Genomic DNA, 23,514 nt, shown 5'->3' with positions numbered 1-23,514 from the left:
GGCCGTTTTTCCATACCTGCAAATAAATATTGCTTTTTTTATAAAATTTCGGCGACGACAAAAGTACTGCCGCCTATGTAAATGAAATCTTCTGGATCAGCAGCATGTAAAGCCGCTTCATAAGCTCCTTGCACAGAATGATATACATTCCCGATAAGGCCGAATTTGGACGCAGCTACCTGAAGGACACCAGCATCAAGGCCACGGGGAATGTTTGGTTTTGTAAAATAATACACTGCCGTTTTCGGGAATAATGGCAAAACGGAATCCAGATCCTTATCATTTACAACACCCATCACGATATGCAATCGCTGGTATTGCTGCCTCAAAACCTGTTGCATTACAATCTCCAACCCGTGGCTGTTGTGTGCCGTATCGGCAATGATGAGTGGTTTTTCTCCGAGCTGCTGCCATCTTCCCTGCAACCCGGTATTTGCAATGACATTTATAAATCCCTTTTTGATTTGCTCCTCTGAAACAGGAAAATCGCCTATTCCGTTTACGACTTCCAGTGTTTGCAGTACCGTTTTTTTGTTGTGCTTTTGGTAGTCACCCAAAAGTGCGGACGGGTAATCTTTCATAATGGCATCGGACGCAAAATAAATATCCGATTGCATTTCTTTGGCTTTGCCTGTAAAAACAGCCCTGCTCTCTGAGGTATATTCCCCAATAACAACAGGAATATTGTGTTTGATGATTCCGGCTTTTTCCGAAGCAATTTTTGGAATACTATCTCCTAAAAACTGCATGTGGTCCAAACCAATGTTTGTAATGACGGAAACCATCGGCGTAATGATATTTGTGGAATCAAGCCTTCCGCCCATACCCACTTCAATGATGGCGATATCGGTTTGCTCTTTTTTGAAATAATCCAAAGCCAGGCCGACAGTCATTTCGAAGAAACTCAGCGAATGGGATTCAAAAAAAGTTCTGTTAGCTGCTATAAAATCCACAACAAAGGATTCTGGAATTTCGATTCCGTTGATCTTAATCCGTTCGCGGAAATCCTTCAAATGGGGTGAAGTATACAAACCGGTTTTATAACCCGCCTCCTGGAACACGGAAGCCAGTAAATGTGAGGTCGAGCCTTTGCCATTCGTCCCGGCTACATGGATGCATTTCAGATTTCTTTCAGGAAAACCCAAATGTGCTGATAATAAAATGGTATTGGCAAGGTCCGCTTTGTAGGCAGAAGCGCCCTGATGCTGGTACATAGGGAGCTGTCTGAACATCCAGTCTACCGTTTGGCGGTAATCCATTAACTCTGTTTGAAATTGATAACGATAGTTCCGACCTGTTTCTCTGGCGCATCATCTTTAGGCAGCCATTTGTAAGTCCTGGCTGTTTTATATGCAGGTTGAATAAGGCAGGGATCGGTATTTGTGGTTCCTTTTACATATTTACATCCGATAACGTTGCCTTGTTTGTTAACAGTGACTTCAACTACAACTGTTCCATATTCATTGCAATCCTGCGCAATCTTATTGCTGCTGCTGAGTTTACGCCCAGCCAATTTCCAACTTCCATTGCCATTTCCGACACCACTACCAACACCACCACCGGAACCTGAGCCTGAACCCGGACCATAACCGGAGCCATTGCCTATTCCGTCCCCGCTGCCATTGCCACCGCCGGTTCCCGTACCGCTACCGCCTGAGCCACTGTAGCCCCGTGAATCCGCAGTACCGTTACTGCTTCCTTTGTTACCTCCTGATTTGTCATCACCGTCACCACCTTTGCTGTTGCCGTTTAACAGATTTGACAGCGCGTCATTCGTGGCTTTTGAAGGTTTTGGCTTCGGCGTTTCGACTGGTTTTGCTTCCGGCTTCTTAGGTTCGTCCTTAGGTTTTTTTACTGTAACAACGGCTGGAACATCATTTTGAGTGTCATCGGTGACGATGTCTTCCTGTGCCGTGGTTTGTTCCTTCACCGGCTTCGAAGCAGGCAAATCTAGGTCTTTGGATTCATAATTGTCTCCTGCACCCGTATCGCTGTTCCCGAAATTTACGGCCACTTCACCGCCTCCACCACCGCCTCCGCCTTCGATTTCTTGCATTTTAGCAGAAGTCATGTGCAGGAAGAAAAGCAGTAAAAAAAATGCCGCAAATAAAATTCCCGTATAAATCAAGGATTTCTTCTTGTTTGAAACAGAATCCGTTTCTGCGATAAGGTTTTGGGTATTATTCATCCGGGTATGCTTTTATTCGTTACATAAAACGCCTAAAGGTATAAAAAATTGTTCCTGTTAAAGCAACTGCGACAACGCAATCTCATATGCGGCAGCGCTGATATTCGTCTTTCGGGGATTCTTCGAATGCACATTGGCAATGGCTTTCCTGATCGTCTCCGAAGTATCAAGGAAAATGGCCTCGTCGGTCATCTGTACTTTCTTTTCCATAAAATAGGCGAAAACCCTGGCCATTCCGCAGTTCGAAATGAAATCCGGAATCAGGCTTGCTTTACTGTCAACGTTTTGCATAATCGGTCCGAAGAAAATTTCCTTATCTGCAAAAGGCACGTTGGCGCCGCAGGAAATGACTTCAAGCCCGGAAGCAATCATGTTGTCAACCTGATCTTGTGTAACAAGCCTTGACGCTGCGCACGGCGCGAAAATTTCGGCTCCCAGGTTCCAGATCTGGGTATTGATTTCTTCTGATGAAATCATATTTTCAGCCACCAGTTTATTACCATCCTTATTAAGGAACAGGTTTTTGATCTCTTCAAAAGAAAATCCGTCCGGGTTGATCACACCGCCTTCACGATCGATGATCCCGACAATCTTCACATGCATCGCCGCAAGGTAAAATGCCGCTGCCGAACCTACATTGCCGAATCCCTGGATAATGGCTTTCTTGCCTTCTATATTTCCACCGAAAATATCGTAATAATGACGTACCGCCTGGGCTACCCCATAACCGGTAATCATATCGGCAACGGTATATTTCTGTGCGACATCCGGTGAGAAAAATGGGTTCTCAATCACTTTTACAACACCCTGCCTCAATTGGCCGATGCGGTTGATCTTATCGGCTTCCGTAGGTTTGAAATGGCCGTTAAAGACCCCTTCCTGCGGATGCCACACGCCACATTCTTCTGTCATAGGGATGACTTCGTGGATTTCATCAACATTTAAATCGCCACCTGTACCGTAGTAGCTTTTCAGCAACGGCGAAACGGCTTTGTACCAACGTTGCAAAACGCCTTTTTTACGCGGATCATTCGGGTCAAAATTAATACCGCTTTTGGCACCGCCGATGGCAGGCCCTGAAACGGAAAATTTTATTTCCATCGTTTTGGCCAATGATAAAACCTCGTTCATATCGAGTCCCTTACGCATCCTTGTCCCTCCACCTGCAGCGCCGCCGCGAAGCGAGTTAATCACCGTCCAGCCTTCGGCTTCGGTTTCGGAATCTTTCCAGTTGAATACGATTTCAGGTGATTTATCTTCAAATTTCTTAATTAAGTCTGTCATGTCGAATGTTAGTTTGTGGCGCAAAGATAAATCCTATCTTCCGAAATATTGCAAACGATACGAAATTGATGCGCCTTAATATTTCTTGAAAATTTACCCTAATATTGTATCACCAACACCCTCTTTATGAAAAGATATCACATTGATATACTTGTCATCCCTTTTTTATTGCTTTTTGGCACGCATGCTGCTTCGGCTCAATTCGAGAAAAAAATCGACAGCCTCAAGGCCGCATTGATAAAATATGAGGCCGGTAAAAGCAAAGATCCTTCCAGATACGGCGCTATGGCCGATACGACAAAGGCGGACATATTATACAGTATGGCAGTCAATTACGGCAACCTGTTTTCGCCTCAGGCTGGTGTTTATGGACAGAAAAGCCTGCAATTATCCGAAAAAATCGGTTACAGCAAAGGCATATCGCAAGCCCTAAACCTGTTGGGCAATGAAGAAGCGATGAAAAGCAATTACCCTCTTGCGATGCAATACATCCAAAGGGCACTTAAAATTGCAGAAGAAACCAATGATCTACAGGGACAGGCAGATTATAACGGTAACATCGGGATGTTTTATGCAAAATTATCCAAGTATCCGGAAGCCATTAGTTACATGATGAAGTCGCTGCAAATTGCCAAACGCCGCAACGATAGTTTTTCTATCGCGGGCAATTATAATAACATCGGTGTGATGTACAGCGAGCAGGGAAAATATGAAGAGGCACTAAAAAGCTATGCCGAGTGCCTTAAAGTGCAGTTAAAAACGAAAGACTATTATAACAGCAGTACCAGTTACCAGAATATCGGCGACAGCTATTTCGACTGCAATAAACCTGCTCAAGCAATGTCCTATTTTAAAAAAGCGCTCGACATTGCTGCAAAGTATGGCAATAAGCAGACGGCTGCACTGAGTTATATCGGGATTGGGAAAATCTACAATACAAAACACGAGAATGACAAAGCACTTGAAAACCATCTTACAGCGCTTAAGATTTGCCAGGAAATTCAGGACGCATACGGCATTTCAAGTGTTTTACTGCACATTGCGAACGATTATTTTGGAAAGCGCGATTATGCAAATGCACTCCGTTACGTCGGGAGAAGCCTTCCGATGACGCTTAGAAACGGGGAGCTTGACCTGACCAAACGGGCTTACGAACTGAACTCAATGATTTACAAGGCGCTAGGGAATTATAAGTCCGCTTATGAAAATCAAATGCTTTTCAAGCAAACCGCCGATTCGATTTTCAATTATGAAAAGGAGAAGAAGTTTACGCAGCTGCAGATGAGTTATGATTTCAGGATCGTCCAGGATTCGATCAGGGCGGTACACCAACGCAAAGAACTCATTGCAAAAAAGGAAGTCAGTTACCAAAAATCCATCAGGAATTCGATAATGATCGGGATGAGCGTGGTAGTACTTTTCCTGATTGTGCTGATGATTCAACGGAATAAAATCGCACAAATTAAAAAGCAGAAAGCCCTGGAAGAAGAACGCAACCGGATCAGCAGGGAATTACATGACGATCTGGGCGCACAACTTTCGACGGCGCGGATGTTCCTGAGCAGTTTAAATGCGAATAAGATTCCGGGCGACTTTACGCAAACCGTCAGCACATCATTAGAACTCCTGGATTCCTCAATTGCTGATTTGCGGAAAATCATGGGCGACATGCACACCCCGATCCTGATGGAGAAGGGATATCTTGCCGCTACTGAAATCCTTGTGAATAAAGTCAATTTGTTACACGTTATTAAATTCACGCTGACACATCATAAAATAGACAAAATAGGCGATGCAAATGTAGAACACCAACTCTACCGCATCACGCAGGAACTCATCAACAACACGCTTAAATATGCGCAGGCCAAAAACGTATCGCTGGACATCTTAAAACGTGACGGGCAGATTGTCCTGATGTATGAAGATGACGGAATCGGATATGACATTACCAGAATACACCGCGGGCATGGTTTGGATAACATTCAAAAGAGGGCTGAATCAGTTGGCGGGACTGCCGAATTTGATTCGATGCCGGGAGCTGGCGCACGGACCATTATTGAAATTCCTTTGCCCTGAGTTCTGCAAAAAGGAATCAGCTGAAAACCACCCCGCTGCAATGGTCATGCGCGGCACCGGTTACACTGGAAAGAACATTGATTTCGCCCCGGAGTTTCAAGATGCCAAGCAAAGCAAAGATCAACGCTTCCTTGAATTCCAATGTTTTTTTATCGGGAATAATGATCTGCATTTCCGGCAAAAAATACTGCATCCGCTTTACAAGGAAATCATTGTAAGCGCCTCCGCCGGTGATGAGCAACTTTCCGTTTTTTTGAGGTAAAGCCGATGCAATCTGGAACGCGATATGTTCAGAAAATGTCCGCATTTTATTTTCATCGGAAATGGGAAAGCTTTCAATTAACGGGATTACCGTTTGCTTTACGTATTCAAATCCGAGTGATTTGGGGTAGGCCTTTTTATAAAAATCCAGGTTGTTGAGCGCTTCCAGCAAATCTTCATCTATTTCTCCTGAAGCCGAAATCTTACCCCGATCATCAAAATCTTTTCCAAAACGGTTCGCATAAAAATTCAATACCGTGTTTACCGGCGAAATATCAAACGCGATCCGCTTTCCATTTTCCTCAAACGATACATTGGAAAATCCGCCGAGGTTCAGGCAATAATCATAATCCGAAAATAAAATACGGTCGCCAATCGGCACTAATGGCGCTCCCTGCCCTCCCAATCTGACATCCTGTACGCGGAAATCACAGATTACCTTCTGCCCGCAAACCGCAGCAATTTCAGGCAGGTTACCGATTTGCAGCGTGAATCCATTTTGAGGCTGGTGTAAAATCGTATGCCCATGGGAACAGACAGCATTCGGAGTAAGTTTGTTTTTGGATATAAAATCGGAAATGATTTTTCCGAGTAAACCGGTATAGTCCCTATTGAGGTTTTCCAATTCCGAAGTATTGAAATCAACAGCCGCCTTTAATCTTGAAACCCATGCACAATCATAAGCAACCGTTTCGCATTCAAGGATCTCAAACCGCCATTTCGCGTCCTCTTCCTCAAAAAATATATGGGCCAGGTCGACACCGTCCAATGACGTTCCGGACATCACCCCGATAACGTTATAGTTTTCTTTTTTCATTAGCCCAAAAATACGGAATTGGTGTTAAAAATATCCTAAGAAATAGTTACATTTGGACGCTGACAAAAAAACAAAAAGTAACACATCATTCACATAAACTATGGATTTTAACCTTACAGAAGAGCATTTAATGATACAGCAGGCGGCCAGGGATTTCGCTCAAAACGAATTGCTACCGGGCGTCATTGAAAGAGACGAGCACTCTAAATTCCCAACGGAGCAGGTCAAAATGATGGCCGACCTTGGCTTTATGGGAATGATGGTTGATCCAAAATACGGCGGCTCCGGACTGGACAGCGTATCCTATGTATTGGCCATGACCGAAATTGCAAAAGTAGATGCCTCTGCAGCAGTGGTCATGTCCGTAAACAATTCGCTGGTGTGTGCCGGAATGGAAAAATACTGCAACGAGGAACAGAAGATGAAATACCTTGTGCCCTTGGCGAAAGGCGAAGTGATTGGCGCGTTCTGCCTTTCAGAACCTGAAGCGGGATCGGATGCGACTTCACAGAAAACCACAGCGATTGATAAGGGTGACCATTATCTTTTAAACGGAACCAAAAACTGGATTACGAATGGTGCCACGGCTTCAACTTACCTGGTGATTGCGCAGACAGATATCGAAAAAGGGCACAAAGGCATCAACGCTTTTATCATAGAAAAAGGCTGGGCTGGTTTTGACATCGGGCCAAAAGAAAAGAAAATGGGAATCCGCGGGTCTGACACCCATTCACTCATGTTTTCGGATGTAAAAGTCCCTAAGGAAAACCGCATCGGGGCCGAAGGTTTCGGGTTCAATTTCGCCATGTCGGTATTGAACGGCGGACGGATCGGGATTGCCTCACAGGCTTTGGGAATTGCGACCGGCGCTTACGAACTGGCTTTAAAATATTCGAAAGAGCGCAAGGCTTTCGGAAAGGAAATATCAAAACACCAGGCCATCGCATTCAAGCTGGCCGACATGCACGTGAGCATCATGGCCGCGAAACTGCTTTGCCTGAAGGCGGCTTCCGAGAAAGACCAGGGTATGGACATTTCAGAATCCGGCGCGATGGCAAAATTGTATGCTTCCCAAGTGGCCATGGATACGACCATTGAAGCGGTACAAATCCACGGCGGAAACGGCTATGTAGCCGAATACCACGTAGAACGCATGATGCGCGATGCGAAAATCACACAGATTTACGAAGGGACTTCTGAGATCCAGAAGATTGTGATTTCGAGAAGTATATTGAAGGATTAGATGATCAGACACGCCCTGCGGCTATAGATTTTCAGACACGCTGCGCTTTAGAATGTTCCGACTTTCTTAGCGCAGCGTTTTCTTTTCACCCTAAGTCCTTAATTCTAAAACGAAGCGTTTCTAACGGCGTTAGCCGTCTCTATAGCGAAGCGTTTCCTTTTTTCATACATTTACTTTATGTACGACGAACTCAAATACTGGTACCTGCGCGATCATAAGCTATTCCGCATACTGAGCTTCAGCCAGATCCGGCAGTTGTGCATTATCACAGGGTTTAAGAAAGCCGCCAAAGGGGAAATCATTTATTTTTCTTCTTCAGAGGTGCCGCGGATTTTCCTGCTTAAAAGAGGAGCGATCAAAATTGTTTCGGTTGATGAAAATGGGGAAGAAACCATTAAGGACATCATACAAAAAGGCGATCTTTTCGGGGAACTGACACTGGAAACCGATAAACAAGCCAACGAATATGCGAAAGTACTTTCAGACGAAGTATCAATCTGCAGTTTCCTGATGTCCGACTTTGAAAACCTTTTGCTTAAGCATCCCGGACTGGCATTGTCTTACACAAAATTTGTCGGGCTGAAGATGAAACGCATCCGCAACAATTACAGCAACCTGGTTTCCAAAGATGCCAGAACACGACTGTACCAGTTCCTTAAAGACTGGGCGGAGCGCGAGGGCATTGCTGCAGACGGACATATTACGATTGAAAATTACCTGACACAAAATGATATCGGGCAAATCATCTGTACTTCAAGACAGACCGCCACGCAATTGCTGAACGAAATGGAAGCGGATGGAAAAATCCGTTACAGCCGCAAAGAAATCGTTATCCCTGACATCAACGCGCTTTTTATCGGTTAATGTAAAGAAAGTGTCAGGCAGGCGACAAATCAATAATTCAGGCTGCGATACCTTTGCTTCATCAATTTAAATACAAATTTATGATAACAATGAATTTCAAAAAAAGAAAACCTGCAACCCGTAAAACCCGTATCTTAATTTCAGTATGGTTTTTATGTGCCGGACTGGTCGTATCTGCGCAAAGCGAAAGTAAAAGGACCGCTTTATTCAATCTGGAAAACAAACTGGCCATACAGGGCTTTGACCCGGTTTCGTATTTTAAGCAAAATAAAGCGGTAAAAGGAAAGAAGGACATGGCAGTATCGCATCAGGGCGTGACGTACTATTTTTCATCCGCAGCCAACAAGGAAGCCTTCCTGAAAACGCCTGCCGCTTATGAGCCGCAATACGGGGGATGGTGCGCTTATGCGATGGGATATTCAGGCGAAAAGGTAGAAATCAATCCCGAGACATTCAAGATCGTCGAGGGCAAACTCTACTTATTTTACAACGCCTTTTTCAATAATACGCTGAAAAGCTGGAATAAGGAGGAAGCCGGCCTGAAGAAAAAAGCAGATGCGAACTGGAAAAAAATCTTAAACTGATATCATGGCAAAAACGATTTTTACATGGGCATTGAGAATCATCGCTGCGGTGATATTACTTCAGACATTATTTTTTAAATTTACCGCTGCCGATGAAAGCGTGTATATTTTCACCAAACTGGGCATGGAACCGTACGGCAGGATTGGATCGGGAATCGTAGAACTTTTCGCTGCCATCCTGATATTGATTCCGTCAACAACGCTGATAGGCGCGTTATTATCAGCCGGAGTAATCGCCGGAGCGCTGCTTTCGCACCTGTTTATTTTGGGAATCGAAGTAAAAAATGATGGCGGGGAACTTTTTATTTTGGCAGTAATAACCTTTATTTGCAGTACGATACTAATTTATATGGACCGGGACAAAATTCCGGCACTCATCCGATTTAAAACATAAACATGCTCCTACCTTCAATACATCATAGCCTTAATGAAATGATTGGGTTACTGCAGCAGCTTTCCGACAGGGACTATACCAATCAATGCAAAGCGCTGAGCAATGCCACCATCGGTGAGCATACCAGGCATATTATTGAGATGTTCCAATGCCTTGAAAATAATTATGATTCAGGCCTGGTAAACTATGATAAAAGGGCGCGCAATATCCTGATCCAGACGAGTACGGAATTTGCAATGGAGTCACTGAATACCATTCATGGCAACCTCGATAAAGAAAACAAGGCCATACAATTGCAGCAAATCATCGATGGTGAGGAAATCCTGATTGACAGCAATTATTTCCGCGAACTGCTGTATAACCTTGAACACTGCATCCACCACCAGGCATTGATAAAAGTGGCGATACACGATTGTAAAGATGTACAGATTGATGCCAATTTCGGCGTGGCACGTTCTACAATTGAATACCGCAATCAATGTGCACAGTAAGTTTTGTCCATGCCCATGGCAGGATGATCATCACTTCAAACCGTGACGAACAGGTTTTAAGGCCTGCGATTCCGCCGACGAATTACCACATCAATAACCATAATCTCATTTTCCCGAAAGACCCGAAAGCCGGCGGGACCTGGTATGCCGTTGATGAAAATGCGAATGTGCTGGTACTGCTGAACGGTGCTGCAGAAAAGCACAAACACCTTCCTCCTTACCGCAGGAGCCGTGGCCTGATCGTTTTGGATGTATTGGGAAGCGATTCCGCAATTGAAACCTGGGATAAAATCGATTTGAAAAACGTCGAACCTTTTACATTGGTTTTGTTTTACCATAAAACATTGTATCAATTGCGTTGGGATGGTATGGAAAAAACCACATTGCCTTTGGACAGTAACAAAAACCATATCTGGTCTTCTTCTACTTTATACCCGAAAGAAGTCAGGGAAACCAGAGCTGCCTGGTTTTACAATTTCTTGGATGCGAAACCTGACATTACCGCAGGCGAAATGCTGCACTTCCATCGGTACACCGAAAATGACAATGCAGAAAACGGCCTGGTCATCAACAGGGATGGTAAATTGAAAACCCTCAGCATTACACAGGCCGTGATTGAGCAGCATAAATTGTCGCTCACTTATACCGATCTGATCAACGAAAACGAATCTGCGAATTCATGCATCACCCTGTAAATCCTGACTATTGAGGTTGTTATTACATAAAATACTGCATTGGGAATACTGGCCGTTTTATATCGTCTACATTCCCATTTATTTTTTGTGGGCATACTATGCGTTACGGCAACGCAGCATTTTCTTCTTCAATGCTTCGAACCCGACAATCACCAACGGGGGATTTATGATGGAATCCAAAAAGGAAATCTACGACCTGATTCCGCAGCAATATTACCCAAAAACGATTTTGGCGAAAGCCGGAACGACCTCGGAAGATATTATCGTCAAAGCAAAGGATCACGGCATCCAATATCCACTGATTATCAAACCGGACATCGGATTACGCGGTTCGGCAGTAAAGAAAATCGACAATGCTGCCGACCTCGAATCGTATGTCGACAAAGCCGATTTCGACTGTATCGTACAGGATTTGATTCCGTATGAAAATGAGATTGGAATTTTTTACGTAAGATATCCGCATGAGAATGAAGGCCGGATTACCGGAATTGTGGCTAAAGAATTCCTGATTGTGACCGGTGATGGCAAATCAACTCTGGAAGCACTGATTAAGGAAAATCCGCGTTATGAATTGCAGTTGAAAGTGCTTCGTAAGGAATACGGCGGCAAACTCGATGAAATCCCCGCTGTAGGCGAAAAAGTAAACCTTGTCCCTTACGGAAACCATGCACGCGGTGCGAAATTCATTGACCGTACGGTTTGGGCCACGCCGGCTCTTAACAAGGTGATGAACGGTATTTGCCTTCAAATAGACGGATTTTATTTCGGGCGGATTGACCTGATGTATGAATCGCTTGAAGCATTGGAGCGTGGCGAGAAATTCTCGATTGTCGAATTAAACGGTGCCGCGAGTGAGCCAACGCACATTTACGATCCCGAGCATTCTCTTTTTTTTGCATGGAAGGAACTCATCAGGCACATCAGGTATATGTATGAAATCAGCGTTGAAAATCATAAGAACGGTGCGCCTTATTTAAGCCATAAGAAAGGAATGGAGCAATATCGACTGCATAACCTGCATTGTACAAAAATCGTCAACTTCTAAAATATGAAAGCGCTAAAGAACATCGCTGTCGGTTTTTTAGTGAGTTATATCGGGTCGATTCCTTTGGGTTATCTGAATGTGATTGGGTATGATGTGTATCAGAAATCTGGTATTGAAAGTACTTTGATTTATTTGGCGGGCGTCATTGTCATTGAAGCCGTGGTCATTTTTGCCACGCTGATTTTTGCCGACAGGCTGATGCACAATAAGAAGCTGATCAAATATATCGAGCTGTTTTCCATCTTTTTTATGTTCCTGCTGGCCTGGTCATTTCATACGGCCCACAGCGACCCCGATGCTTCCGCGACCATATTCCGGCTTGCCGACGGATATTCACCGTTCTGGACGGGAGTTAAGTACAGCAGCCTGAATTTCATCCAGATTCCTTTTTGGACGGCGTGGAATCTATACCTGATCAATGCCCATTATATTTCGGTAAATAATTCAGGCAAATACACCTATCTTAACGGAACCCTGGCCGGGACTTTTTGCGGCATGCTGACATTGATTTTGTGCCTGGACTGGCTTACCAAAAAGAATGATTTCGTTTCAAACTACCTGATGTCGGGCGTCATTCCGCTTTTATTCCTGTGCATGGGATTGTTTCAGGCGTACAAGTTTTGGAAAAAATACTTTCGGAAGAAACAAAAAACCGATTAACGTTTCATCGCAAAGTGCCCGCGATGCACTTTACCATCGACCCTCTGGACCATAAACCAATAATCTGTCGACGGCAATGGCTGGCCATTGTAAGTGCCATCCCAGCCCGGGCTGTCGTGTTCCAAGCCGGTAATGAGTTTCCCGTAGCGGTCAAAAATGTATGTCATCATTCCGGGTTCAAATACAGAATTTTTGATTTTCCATTTGTCGTTGTAGCCGTCTCCGTTTGGTGTAAAAAACTTCGGGTAATTCAAAATCAGTACCTCTTTACTAACACCGGGGCAACCGTGCAGGTCTTTTACATCAACAGTATAAATGCCTGGTTCGAGGCCGGTAAAAGTTGGATCTGCCTGGTAGTTTTGTCTATCTATTGAAAATACATAGTCGCCATCACCGCTGACGTGCATTGTAAAGCTGTTGTCGTCATCGGTCCAGTCGGTAATATCTATCGAGTCGATATGGGCGCTTTCTGTATTGGTTACCGTAATGGTTTGTGTTGCTTCACAAAACGAGCCACCATAAGCATTCTTCACCGTCACCGTGTATGTTCCCGGCGTATCGATGGTAATGCCACGCGTGGTATCACCGGTGGACCATTCATAGGCATCAAAACCGTAATCTGCCAATACGTGCTGCTCATCACCTTCGCACAGGTAAATATCAGGCAATAAGGTAAGCGTCGGCTCCGTACCTACAAAAAGCGGGAATGAGGTATAATCGTAGCAAAGGGAAATCGAATTGTGTACCACGCGCGCCCATATTGTTTGCGGATTGGAGGTGTTTACATACTGAGTAACATCTGACGTAATCGGGTTTGCACCAGTACGGACATCTGCTTCAGACAAATGGTATGAAATCGTATACAAATCAGCAGGCTGGTTGCCCAGGATTTCCGAATTGAACGCCGTCAGGTCGAAAGGATGGCTCGTTTCATTACTGTTGCTGCAATACAATTGCTCTCCAGGCCCTCCGTTGGTTCCGGGAGTCGTTGCATGCACGAGGGGAAGCAATGTCGCGACATTTACGGTAGTGGTTTCAATACGGTTGCAGGAATCCTCGACCTCAATTTCATACAATGCCGGTTCGAGTCCCTGAAAAATGGCATCCGTTCCGTTTTCGACAACAAATGGCTGTCCGTTCTTTTCCGTTATCCTGTAAGTATAGGGCGGCACGCCTACTACATCTACAAATACACTTCCCGGTCCTTCCCCGTCTTCACAATCGAGGGAATATGATTTTAGTATTTTAAGATCACCGGTAAATACAAAATCATCATAATATTTAGGGCAGATAACGCTTCCCACATCACTAAAGGATTGGTATATCTTGACAATACGGAATGTTCCGGTATTGTCGATATTATACATTGTTTCGTTATTGGTCAGCTGTATGGAATTATCCGAGGTAGGCACTGTCTGGTCAGGGTATACTACACCAGTATCAGGATGTTCGTATAGTCCGGTGGTGGGGTTTTTCTTCTGCAGCCAATAGCTCCCTGTGATGTTGGCATGGTCATGAAGGCTAAGATTAAACGTCCCGCAGTTGGGATCCACATTAAAATTATTTACACCATTATCATATCCTATTACCTCTATTGGACTTTGAAGTGTCAGCGTTGCGCCGCAGGCATCGGTTCCTACAAAGTCATAGAATCCCGCAGCAAGAGCAGGATTGAAATAACTCCCGTTTGACAATGAACCGCTAAGATCCAAAGGCATGGTCGCGCCAAATTCAGGAGGTGCCGAAATCATGGTTAGGGTTACCAATCCGCCGCCATTTGGAGATCGTACACGTAGCGAACCCAAACCTTCATCGCAACTTGCCCTGGCGTTGACCTGCAAACGCGACTGGCCTGAAAAGGGCTGAACTTCTGCTTGCGCCGTATATGGAACATCGCAAATGTCAATCAGGGAAATTTCATAATGACCCGTTGACGCATTTATAATGGTTACGGTTTCCTGAGGTTGAGCTGGCGATGCATTAAACGGCAACGGGTGTGTCGCAGCATATTCAGGTGGCGCAACAGTAACGATGACAGTTTTTATTTTCCTTGGCGTCTGCTGCAGCTTAATCTGGATTCTGGCAGGTGTGGTGCAAGTGGCCTCAACAATAGTAACATCAGGATGGAGCTCTTCTTTCTTGACTTCCTTATCGGCTCCTGCTATCCTTCCGCAGGAATCCGAAACAGTGACATGGTAGATACCCTCAGGAACCGGATTGGTATCGCTTCCGAAAGTCAAAGATAGTGTATCTCCATTCAACGGACCCATATAAGCCGGATTCAAAGCGCCCGGATCAAAATTTGCGGGGAAGGTATCAAAAACCATCGTGTAGGGCGGCATGACATTGGCCACTGTAACCGTAATGAATTTATCTCCACATTCATTCGGGGTTTCATTAATTGCCACCTCCGGGTTAGGATTAATATCATTGTCAAAAGTCGAAAAAAAATGGCCGCAATCGTCAGATACCACTAAATCATAAGTAAATGGTGTATTTTGTACCGGCACCTGCAACTCTAAAGAAAGCGAATCGGGCGGGCCAGTGGCATGCAACTGTTCAATAACCTGGTTTCCTGAAGGAAAATGAACGGTATAGGTGGCTTTCACCGGATAATAAATATTGCCCGAATTTGGTGTCACTTCATTATTAAGTGTCATGGTGGCACATGATGTGGCAATGGGAGGAACAGCGGTACTACTAATAGACAGGTCATTGGCTGTGAGCAATACGGTGATCGTTTTCACCGCCCCGTTTCCGCAAACATCAAACACGCGGATGTTATGCTCTCCTTCAGTAACATCCGTAAGAATGTTGGAAGATTGTGGTGTTCCTGGTACACCATCTGTAATTACCTGGTAGAAAAAAGGCCCCGACCCCTGACTGACAGTAACCACTACAGTCCCCGATTGGTCACAGCTTCCGGGAGGCAATTGTGCAACACTCATGACAGTTTCTTCAAATACATTGGTTATTGTAAACTGCAATTCAATTGGCGGCGATGCATCGGTACCTAAAACCTGTTCGGCCCTGACCTTATAATCTCCAACATCCAAACCTATATAAGTATTATTGGTAAAGGCGGCAATAGGCGTAGCAATATTGGGTAGTTTATAAATTTTGTAATTTAATATAGCTAAAGGAGTAAGATTGCCCGGAGTCAATGTAACCCCACCGTTACTATTGCAAGTCATATTGATAGGCTCAATATCCAAAGTGAACGTAGGCAATTGTGCATGACCTGCAATTGCCATAAATAAGACAATATAGAGTATCCTGAATTTCATATGTAGGTCTTTGATATGGTTGAAGTCTCAGGGGAATAGATCCTAAAACCATAAAGCGATTGGGCAAAGATACTATTTAAACTATTAGGCAACATAAATTACTGACGCTCAAAGTATAAAATAAAAGCCTTTTCCCCCACCAATTAAATTTAATGTTTATAATTGTTTTTGTTTTTTTCTTCAATCCAGCGTGACATGTATTTAGTTGCGGAAAAGGCATCATATAACAACACCGAACCTATAAAATTATTGCGCCTGTGCTCTTTCAAATTATTGATTATAAAATAAATATGATTTAAAAAATCCTTTTCATAAATCGATTTATCAAACTTTCCTTTCAAAATTACCGTTCCCTGACTTTGCGCAACAGTCCAAAGTTCCGCATCCTCATAAAGCTTTACAGCAAAGTCCGCAAATTCCATCACATCGTCGGTTATAAAACCATTCCAGAGATTTTGGTATGGCATCCCTTCCGCTCCTATTGATGTCGTAATCGTTGGTGTCCCACAAATCATCGCCTCAAGCAGCTTGCCTTTCATCCCTGCGCCGAACCTTAATGGTGCAAGCATCACTTTTGCAGATTTGATTGCCTCTTCTGCCGAAACTGCCCTTCCTGCAATAATAAATCCGGTTTTAGGATCATGCATTTGCTGGATCATTGCAGGCAAATAAGCGCCATAAACAAATAAAACAGCTTCGGGCATTTTTACCCTAACCGCCGGCCAAACCTGCTCTTTAAGATACCTGACGGCATCCTTGTTTGGCTCATGATAAAAATTCCCGATGAACATGAACCCTGACCTTTCCTTATATCCAGGCCATGTATTTCCTTCAACAACATCCGGCAAAAATGGTAGGTAGTACAATAGGATTGGATCAATTTTAAAGGTTTTTTGCAAAAGCTGCATTTCATATTCTGAAATAATCAGCGATAGGTCACAGCGCAAAATTGAGGATATTTCTCTCTTTGCAGTATCTGAAAACAAATCATCTATAGTAAAATCACGCTGCTGCTTTACCGCAAGTTGCCGTGCCAACCGAAGGCAGTGCAAATCCTCAGTATCCAAAATCCGCAATGCCTGCTGGCAATGCGCTGCCACGCGCCATCCAAATTGTTCTTCACTTATAAAGCGGTCAAACAAGACAATATCAGGATGAAGTGCTGTGACAAAGTCATCAAAACTACTATCATTCAACAGCAATTGTTGTGTGCTCAAACCCGGTAAATCCAGTACATCAGAGAAATCACTTCGCTGGGCGGCACTGCCAAAAACAACTTCCATCCCGCTTTCCAAAAAAAGCTTTACAAGCTGCATCATACGGCTTCCTGCTGCTGACGATTGCGATTCCGGCCAAACAAGCCCAATGATTAATATTTTTTGATGCATGCTGTTTACCAATTCCAACTATCGCATATCGTCTTTATCCAATAACACTTCGGCTACTGTCTTATCATCGGACCCGAGGTATTTGATGCGTACTTTCCGGATCCCATAACCTTTTCCGCTTTGCAGGAAACCCATAATCTGAGGGTTGTGGCTGATTTCAGTCTTCATTATTGCCACTGCTTCGGGATCTTTAAGCGCCTCCTTTAATTCGTTATCGACTTCCACAAAGTAAACAAGGTCTTCACCTATGATATCTATTTTCGTAATCGTTGTCCCGGCCTTCTTATCTGTAATGGGCAAAGTTTTATTGACTAAAGCCAGCATTTCCTGCGCTTTCGGATTCGAAGTACTGTATTTTGCGGTGGCTTTATCGCCATTTTTAGATTTCAACACCTTTACAGCTGCCGCGTCCAGGATGGTCGATGCAAGTACCGAATTGTCGCTTGCACGATACTCCACCTTAAATTTAACACCTTCTGCAACCAATTCATTAAAAGTACTCACCCTGCCGAGCACTTCTGCCATAATCGTAGGCAACGCCTGGCGTATCGCCCCTTTTGTCTCTTCGTTTTGTAAAACGTTAGACACCATAATAATGTGTATAGTATTGTCAGGCTGCAACTCCGCTATTGTTGACTGCAGGCTCTGGCTTGCCATTTTCGGAGCCAATGCATTATAATCGTCAACAAAATCCTTGGCTTTTTCATGTGTATCCTTACAGCCTGCAACTGCTAAAAACAAAAATAGCATCACATAATGCATACATTTCTTCATAATAATTTCTAAAATTGTTAAGGCAATATATATAAAATTTAAAAGATATTACCATCGGAATTACAGTTTATTTTGGGCGTGCCGCCGCCGTCGGATCCCTTCGTTGCCTGGCGCATTCCCACGGCGCCGTCGGGCTGTCCGCTGTAGTCCTCCCGCTCGTACCTCGCGGTGCGGGCTGCCGCTGCCATCCCTCACGCGGCCATGTTCGTCAATGAAAGCACATTGTATAAAATGGATTGTAAGGCGGTAAGATTATAAGACATCCCTGCCCTCCAATAAATCCTACAGTCTCAAAATCCTGCAATTTTATAGTCTTACAGTCTTGAAATCTCATAGTCCTAAAATCCGCTCAGTAATCCATATAAAACAAAAAATCCCCATCATTACTGATGAGGATTTTAAAAAGAAAGGCGACGACATACTCTCCCACAAAATTGCAGTACCATCTGCGCAGGCGGGCTTAACTTCTCTGTTCGGGATGGGAAGAGGTGAGCCCCGCCGCAATAACCACCTTAAGTCGTTACATGATCGGGTTGATCACATTATATTATTAACACACTGGGATAAAAAAGTTACTTTTGAAAGATTGCTCCGGGCCTTGCGGCCCGGAAGCGCGTACATAAGCTTACGGGTTATTAGTACTACTCGGCTATGACATTACTGCCTTTACACCTATAGCCTATCGACCTGGTCATCTCCCAGGACCCTTAAAAGAAATCTCATCTTGTGGTGGGTTTCGCGCTTATATGCTTTCAGCGCTTATCCCTTCCCGACGTAGCTACTCTGCGATGCTCCTGGCGGAACAACAGATACACCAGCGGTCAGTCCAATTCGGTCCTCTCGTACTAGAATCAGATCCACTCAAATTTCTAACGCCCGCAGTAGATAGAGACCGAACTGTCTCACGACGTTCTGAACCCAGCTCGCGTGCCACTTTAATGGGCGAACAGCCCAACCCTTGGGACCTTCTCCAGCCCCAGGATGTGACGAGCCGACATCGAGGTGCCAAACCCCCCCGTCGATATGAGCTCTTGGGGGAGATCAGCCTGTTATCCCCGGCGTACCTTTTATCCTTTGAGCGATGGCCCTTCCATGCGGAACCACCGGATCACTATGCTCTACTTTCGTACCTGATCGACCTGTATGTCTCTCAGTCAAGCTCCCTTATGCCATTGCACTCTACGCACGGTTACCAAGCGTGCTGAGGGAACCTTTAGAAGCCTCCGTTACTCTTTTGGAGGCGACCACCCCAGTCAAACTACCCACCAAGCACTGTCCCCCACATTATGGGGTTAGGCTTCAGACAAGCAAAGGGTGGTATTTCAACAATGACTAACCAACGCCTGGCGACGCTGGATCGAAGTCTCCCACCTATCCTACACATCACTTGTCCAAAGTCAATACTAAGCTATAGTAAAGGTGCACAGGGTCTTTTCGTCCCACTGCGGGTAAACGGCATCTTCACCGTTACTACAATTTCACCGAGCTCATGGCTGAGACAGTGTCCAGATCGTTACACCATTCGTGCAGGTCGGAACTTACCCGACAAGGAATTTCGCTACCTTAGGACCGTTATAGTTACGGCCGCCGTTTACTGGGGCTTCAATTCAATGCTTCTCCGAAGATAACATCTCCTCTTAACCTTCCAGCACCGGGCAGGTGTCAGGCCCTATACCTCATCTTACGATTTTGCAGAGCCCTGTGTTTTTGATAAACAGTCGCCTGGACCTCTTCACTGCGGCCAGCATTGCTGCTGGCGACCCTTCTCCCGAAGTTACGGGTCTATTTTGCCTAATTCCTTAGCCATGAATCTCTCGAGCACCTTAGGATTCTCTCCTCGACTACCTGTGTCGGTTTACGGTACGGGTTGTATCGATCTGAAGTTTAGAGGTTTTTCTTGGAAGCCCTTAGGCGCACTATCACTTTGTCCGAAGACTCCGTGTACTATCGTATTTCCCCAAAAGCCGTGGATTTGCCTGCGGCTCTTATAGGTAGGTACTTCAACGAACTATTCCGTCAGTTCGCGGCGCTTTCATCACTCCGTCACCCCATCACAATCAATACAAGTACGGGAATATTAACCCGTTGGCCATCGACTTCCCCCTTCGGGTACGCCTTAGGACCCGACTAACCCTCAGCTGATTAGCATAGCTGAGGAAACCTTAGTCTTTCGGTGTGCGGGTTTCTCGCCCGCATTATCGTTACTTATGCCTACATTTTCTTTTCCAGAAGGTCCAGCATGGCTCACGCCACACCTTCAGCCCCGCTGGAATGCTCCCCTACCACTTACATTACTGTAAATCCATAGCTTCGGTACTACACTTATGCCCGATTATTATCCATGCTCGTCCGCTCGACTAGTGAGCTGTTACGCACTCTTTAAATGAATGGCTGCTTCCAAGCCAACATCCTAGCTGTCTGGGCAGACAAACCTCGTTCTTTCAACTTAGTGTAGATTTTGGGACCTTAGCTGATGGTCTGGGTTCTTTCCCTCTCGGACTTGGACCTTAGCACCCAAGCCCTCACTGCTGGTAAACATTATATAGCATTCGGAGTTTGTCAGGAATTGGTAGGCGGTGAAGCCCCCGCATCCAATCAGTAGCTCTACCTCTATATAACTATATCCAGCGCTGCACCTAAATGCATTTCGGGGAGTACGAGCTATTTCCGAGTTTGATTGGCCTTTCACCCCTACCCACAGGTCATCCGAAGTCTTTTCAACGACAACCGGTTCGGACCTCCACTGTGTGTTACCACAGCTTCATCCTGCCCATGGGTAGATCACACGGTTTCGCGTCTAACACTACCGACTAAAGCGCCCTATTCAGACTCGCTTTCGCTACGGATCCGGTACTTAATACCTTATCCTTGCCGGCAACGTTAACTCGTAGGCTCATTATGCAAAAGGCACGCCGTCACCCCACGAAAGGGCTCCGACCGCTTGTAGGCGTATGGTTTCAGGATCTGTTTCACTCCGTTATTCACGGTTCTTTTCACCTTTCCCTCACGGTACTGGTTCACTATCGGTCTCTCAGGAGTATTTAGCCTTAGCGGATGGTCCCGCCAGATTCAGACAGGGTTTCACGTGCCCCGCCCTACTCAGGATACCACTATCCATTACATCGCTTACCCATACGGGGCTATCACCCTCTATGGCAGACCTTTCCAGGTCCTTCCGGTTCACTTTGCATGAAATATCGTGGTCCTACAACCCCAATCTTGCCGTAACAACATTGGTTTGGGCTAATCCGCGTTCGCTCGCCACTACTTACGGAATCACTTTTGTTTTCTTCTCCTCCGCCTACTTAGATGTTTCAGTTCAGCGGGTTTGCCCTCCTATCGGAGTAATACATCTTCAATGTATTGGGTTGCCCCATTCGGGAATCTCCGGATTGACTCGTGTGTGCCGATCCCCGGAGCTTTTCGCAGCTTATCACGCCCTTCTTCGCCTCTGAGAGCCTAGGCATCCCCCATACGCCCTTATTTTGCTTATTGTACTTTTGCCTTGCTAATTAAAACAAGACGTGTTCTTTCTACTTTTTGTATTTTCTTATCCCAATATGTCAATGAACTTTTTCAATCCAATGGATCGATCGTGGAGAATATCGGAGTCGAACCGATGACCTCCTGCGTGCAAGGCAGGCGCTCTAGCCAGCTGAGCTAATCCCCCGTCTTTCCGTAGTAGCAGTTATCAGTCGCAGTTTGCAGTTTGATAACGCGCCCACTAAACGTGACAATCTCAACTTCCAGAATTTCCTTTTCCAATAAAACAAAATAGTAGTCCCGCCCAGACTCGAACTGGGGACCCCAACATTATCAGTGTTGTACTCTAACCAGCTGAGCTACGAGACTCTGTTTGTTTCTTGGATATGTATTTGAACCAACAGCGAGAGTAATGAATTTCTTTCTAAATCTTCCCTAAACGTAACCAAATTGCGTCTTTCTCTAGAAAGGAGGTGTTCCAGCCGCACCTTCCGGTACGGCTACCTTGTTACGACTTAGCCCTAGTTACCGGTTTTACCCTAGGCAGCTCCTTGCGGTCACCGACTTCAGGCACCCCCAGCTTCCATGGCTTGACGGGCGGTGTGTACAAGGCCCGGGAACGTATTCACCGGATCATGGCTGATATCCGATTACTAGCGATTCCAGCTTCACGGAGTCGAGTTGCAGACTCCGATCCGAACTGTGACCGGCTTTATAGATTCGCTCCCACTCGCGTGGTGGCTGCTCTCTGTACCGGCCATTGTAGCACGTGTGTAGCCCAAGGCGTAAGGGCCGTGATGATTTGACGTCATCCCCACCTTCCTCACAGTTTGCACTGGCAGTCTTGCTAGAGTTCCCGACATGACTCGCTGGCAACTAACAACAGGGGTTGCGCTCGTTATAGGACTTAACCTGACACCTCACGGCACGAGCTGACGACAACCATGCAGCACCTTGTAAATTGTCCGAAGAAAAGTCTGTTTCCAAACCTGTCAATCTACATTTAAGCCTTGGTAAGGTTCCTCGCGTATCATCGAATTAAACCACATGCTCCACCGCTTGTGCGGGCCCCCGTCAATTCCTTTGAGTTTCAGGCTTGCGCCCGTACTCCCCAGGTGGGATACTTATCACTTTCGCTTAGCCACTGAACTTGCGCCCAACAGCTAGTATCCATCGTTTACGGCGTGGACTACCAGGGTATCTAATCCTGTTCGCTACCCACGCTTTCGTCCATCAGCGTCAATATATTGATAGTAACCTGCCTTCGCAATTGGTATTCCATGTAATATCTAAGCATTTCACCGCTACACTACATATTCTAGTTACTTCCCAATAATTCAAGGCCTGCAGTATCAATGGCCGTTCCATCGTTAAGCGATGGGCTTTCACCACTGACTTACAGGCCCGCCTACGGACCCTTTAAACCCAATGATTCCGGATAACGCTTGGATCCTCCGTATTACCGCGGCTGCTGGCACGGAGTTAGCCGATCCTTATTCCTACGGTACCGTCAATCCGCCTCACGAGGCGGGGTTTCTTCCCGTATAAAAGCAGTTTACACACCATAGATGCTTCATCCTGCACGCGGCATGGCTGGTTCAGGCTTGCGCCCATTGACCAATATTCCTCACTGCTGCCTCCCGTAGGAGTCTGGTCCGTGTCTCAGTACCAGTGTGGGGGATCTCCCTCTCAGGACCCCTACCCATCGTTGCCATGGTAAGCCGTTACCTTACCATCTAGCTAATGGGACGCATGCCCATCTTGAACCGTTGTGACTTTAATAATAAAATGATGCCATTCTATAATACTATGGGGTATTAATCCAAATTTCTCTGGGCTATCCCCCTGTTCAAGGTAGGTTGCATACGCGTTACGCACCCGTGCGCCGGTCTCAATGCCCGAAGACATCTACCCCTCGACTTGCATGTGTTAAGCCTGCCGCTAGCGTTCATCCTGAGCCAGGATCAAACTCTTCATCGT

16 protein-coding genes, 2 tRNA genes and 3 rRNA genes are annotated in these 23,514 nt (G+C 45.4%); 9 read left to right on the top strand and 12 right to left on the bottom strand.

Annotated features, from left to right (window positions below; translation table 11 throughout):
* Positions 1-38: 38 nt before the first annotated feature.
* From HYN49_RS06425 to HYN49_RS06415, 3 genes are read right to left on the bottom strand one after another with little or no spacing between them, the layout of a single operon-like run.
* Positions 39-1,259, bottom strand: a complete 1,221-nt coding sequence (locus HYN49_RS06425; protein WP_108903347.1) for a bifunctional folylpolyglutamate synthase/dihydrofolate synthase — start codon at positions 1,257-1,259, stop codon at positions 39-41.
* Positions 1,259-2,188: an energy transducer TonB gene (locus HYN49_RS06420; RefSeq protein ID WP_245892278.1), complete on the bottom strand. Its 930-nt coding sequence runs from the start codon at positions 2,186-2,188 to the stop codon at positions 1,259-1,261. Before HYN49_RS06420 ends, HYN49_RS06425 begins: the two co-directional genes overlap by 1 nt.
* A gap of 57 nt (positions 2,189-2,245) precedes the next feature.
* The gene (locus tag HYN49_RS06415) at positions 2,246-3,472 is read right to left on the bottom strand and encodes a Glu/Leu/Phe/Val dehydrogenase dimerization domain-containing protein (protein ID WP_108903346.1); all 1,227 of its coding nucleotides are present in this window, start codon (positions 3,470-3,472) and stop codon (positions 2,246-2,248) included.
* Positions 3,473-3,598: 126 nt separating this feature from the next.
* On the opposite strand from HYN49_RS06415, the gene HYN49_RS06410 reads away from it, so the two are divergent.
* On the top strand, positions 3,599-5,548 hold the full coding sequence (locus tag HYN49_RS06410) for a tetratricopeptide repeat-containing sensor histidine kinase (RefSeq protein ID WP_108903345.1): 1,950 nt from the start codon (positions 3,599-3,601) through the stop codon (positions 5,546-5,548).
* Positions 5,549-5,564: 16 nt separating this feature from the next.
* Here the strand turns inward: HYN49_RS06410 and HYN49_RS06405 are convergent, their stop codons facing one another.
* Positions 5,565-6,626 (bottom strand): anhydro-N-acetylmuramic acid kinase, encoded by a 1,062-nt coding sequence (locus tag HYN49_RS06405; RefSeq protein WP_108903344.1) that lies wholly within the window; start codon positions 6,624-6,626, stop codon positions 5,565-5,567.
* Between the two features lie 100 nt (positions 6,627-6,726).
* On the opposite strand from HYN49_RS06405, the gene HYN49_RS06400 reads away from it, so the two are divergent.
* The 8 genes from HYN49_RS06400 (at position 6,727) to HYN49_RS06365 (ending at position 12,602) form a co-directional block, all read left to right on the top strand.
* Entirely contained in the window at positions 6,727-7,869 is a 1,143-nt protein-coding gene (locus tag HYN49_RS06400) for an acyl-CoA dehydrogenase family protein (RefSeq protein WP_108903343.1), read from the top strand.
* A gap of 177 nt (positions 7,870-8,046) precedes the next feature.
* Positions 8,047-8,733, top strand: a complete 687-nt coding sequence (locus tag HYN49_RS06395) for a Crp/Fnr family transcriptional regulator (protein ID WP_108903342.1) — start codon at positions 8,047-8,049, stop codon at positions 8,731-8,733.
* Between the two features lie 80 nt (positions 8,734-8,813).
* Entirely contained in the window at positions 8,814-9,317 is a 504-nt protein-coding gene (locus HYN49_RS06390; protein WP_245892276.1) for a YHS domain-containing (seleno)protein, read from the top strand.
* A 4-nt stretch (positions 9,318-9,321) separates the two neighbouring features.
* Positions 9,322-9,711: a DoxX family protein gene (locus tag HYN49_RS06385; protein ID WP_108903340.1), complete on the top strand. Its 390-nt coding sequence runs from the start codon at positions 9,322-9,324 to the stop codon at positions 9,709-9,711.
* 2 nt (positions 9,712-9,713) lie between these two features.
* Entirely contained in the window at positions 9,714-10,202 is a 489-nt protein-coding gene (locus HYN49_RS06380) for a hypothetical protein (RefSeq protein ID WP_108903339.1), read from the top strand.
* Positions 10,190-10,897 carry an NRDE family protein gene (locus HYN49_RS06375; protein ID WP_108903338.1) on the top strand — a complete coding sequence of 236 codons (708 nt, stop codon included), beginning with the start codon at positions 10,190-10,192 and terminating at the stop codon, positions 10,895-10,897. Before HYN49_RS06380 ends, HYN49_RS06375 begins: the two co-directional genes overlap by 13 nt.
* 10 nt (positions 10,898-10,907) lie before the next feature.
* Entirely contained in the window at positions 10,908-11,942 is a 1,035-nt protein-coding gene (locus tag HYN49_RS06370; protein WP_108903337.1) for an ATP-grasp domain-containing protein, read from the top strand.
* Between the two features lie 3 nt (positions 11,943-11,945).
* Positions 11,946-12,602, top strand: a complete 657-nt coding sequence (locus HYN49_RS06365; protein WP_108903336.1) for a hypothetical protein — start codon at positions 11,946-11,948, stop codon at positions 12,600-12,602.
* On the opposite strand, the gene HYN49_RS06360 is transcribed toward HYN49_RS06365, so the two are convergent.
* From HYN49_RS06360 to HYN49_RS06325, 8 genes are all read right to left on the bottom strand, one after another.
* Entirely contained in the window at positions 12,599-15,889 is a 3,291-nt protein-coding gene (locus HYN49_RS06360) for a T9SS type B sorting domain-containing protein (protein ID WP_108903335.1), read from the bottom strand. The two genes, HYN49_RS06365 and HYN49_RS06360, sit on opposite strands and share 4 nt — an antisense overlap.
* A 149-nt stretch (positions 15,890-16,038) precedes the next feature.
* Positions 16,039-17,277 carry a glycosyltransferase gene (locus HYN49_RS06355; protein ID WP_108904980.1) on the bottom strand — a complete coding sequence of 413 codons (1,239 nt, stop codon included), beginning with the start codon at positions 17,275-17,277 and terminating at the stop codon, positions 16,039-16,041.
* 18 nt (positions 17,278-17,295) lie between these two features.
* Entirely contained in the window at positions 17,296-18,051 is a 756-nt protein-coding gene (locus tag HYN49_RS06350; RefSeq protein ID WP_108903334.1) for a hypothetical protein, read from the bottom strand.
* 405 nt (positions 18,052-18,456) lie between these two features.
* Positions 18,457-18,566: ribosomal RNA gene (rrf, locus tag HYN49_RS06345) — 5S ribosomal RNA — on the bottom strand.
* Positions 18,567-18,666: 100 nt separating this feature from the next.
* Positions 18,667-21,546: ribosomal RNA gene (locus tag HYN49_RS06340) — 23S ribosomal RNA — on the bottom strand.
* A gap of 101 nt (positions 21,547-21,647) precedes the next feature.
* Positions 21,648-21,721, bottom strand: a tRNA-Ala gene (locus HYN49_RS06335).
* A gap of 108 nt (positions 21,722-21,829) precedes the next feature.
* Positions 21,830-21,903, bottom strand: a tRNA-Ile gene (locus tag HYN49_RS06330).
* A 97-nt stretch (positions 21,904-22,000) separates the two neighbouring features.
* Positions 22,001-23,514 (bottom strand): 16S ribosomal RNA (locus HYN49_RS06325).
* Together the 16S, 23S and 5S rRNA genes with 2 tRNA genes alongside form the textbook arrangement of a ribosomal RNA operon.

The sequence above is a fragment of the Flavobacterium pallidum genome (assembly GCF_003097535.1).
In the GTDB taxonomy this organism is placed as follows: Bacteria; Bacteroidota; Bacteroidia; order Flavobacteriales; family Flavobacteriaceae; genus Flavobacterium; species Flavobacterium pallidum.
The sequence above is the reverse complement of the archived record's forward strand: the minus strand, read 5'-3'. Positions and strand labels throughout refer to the sequence as shown.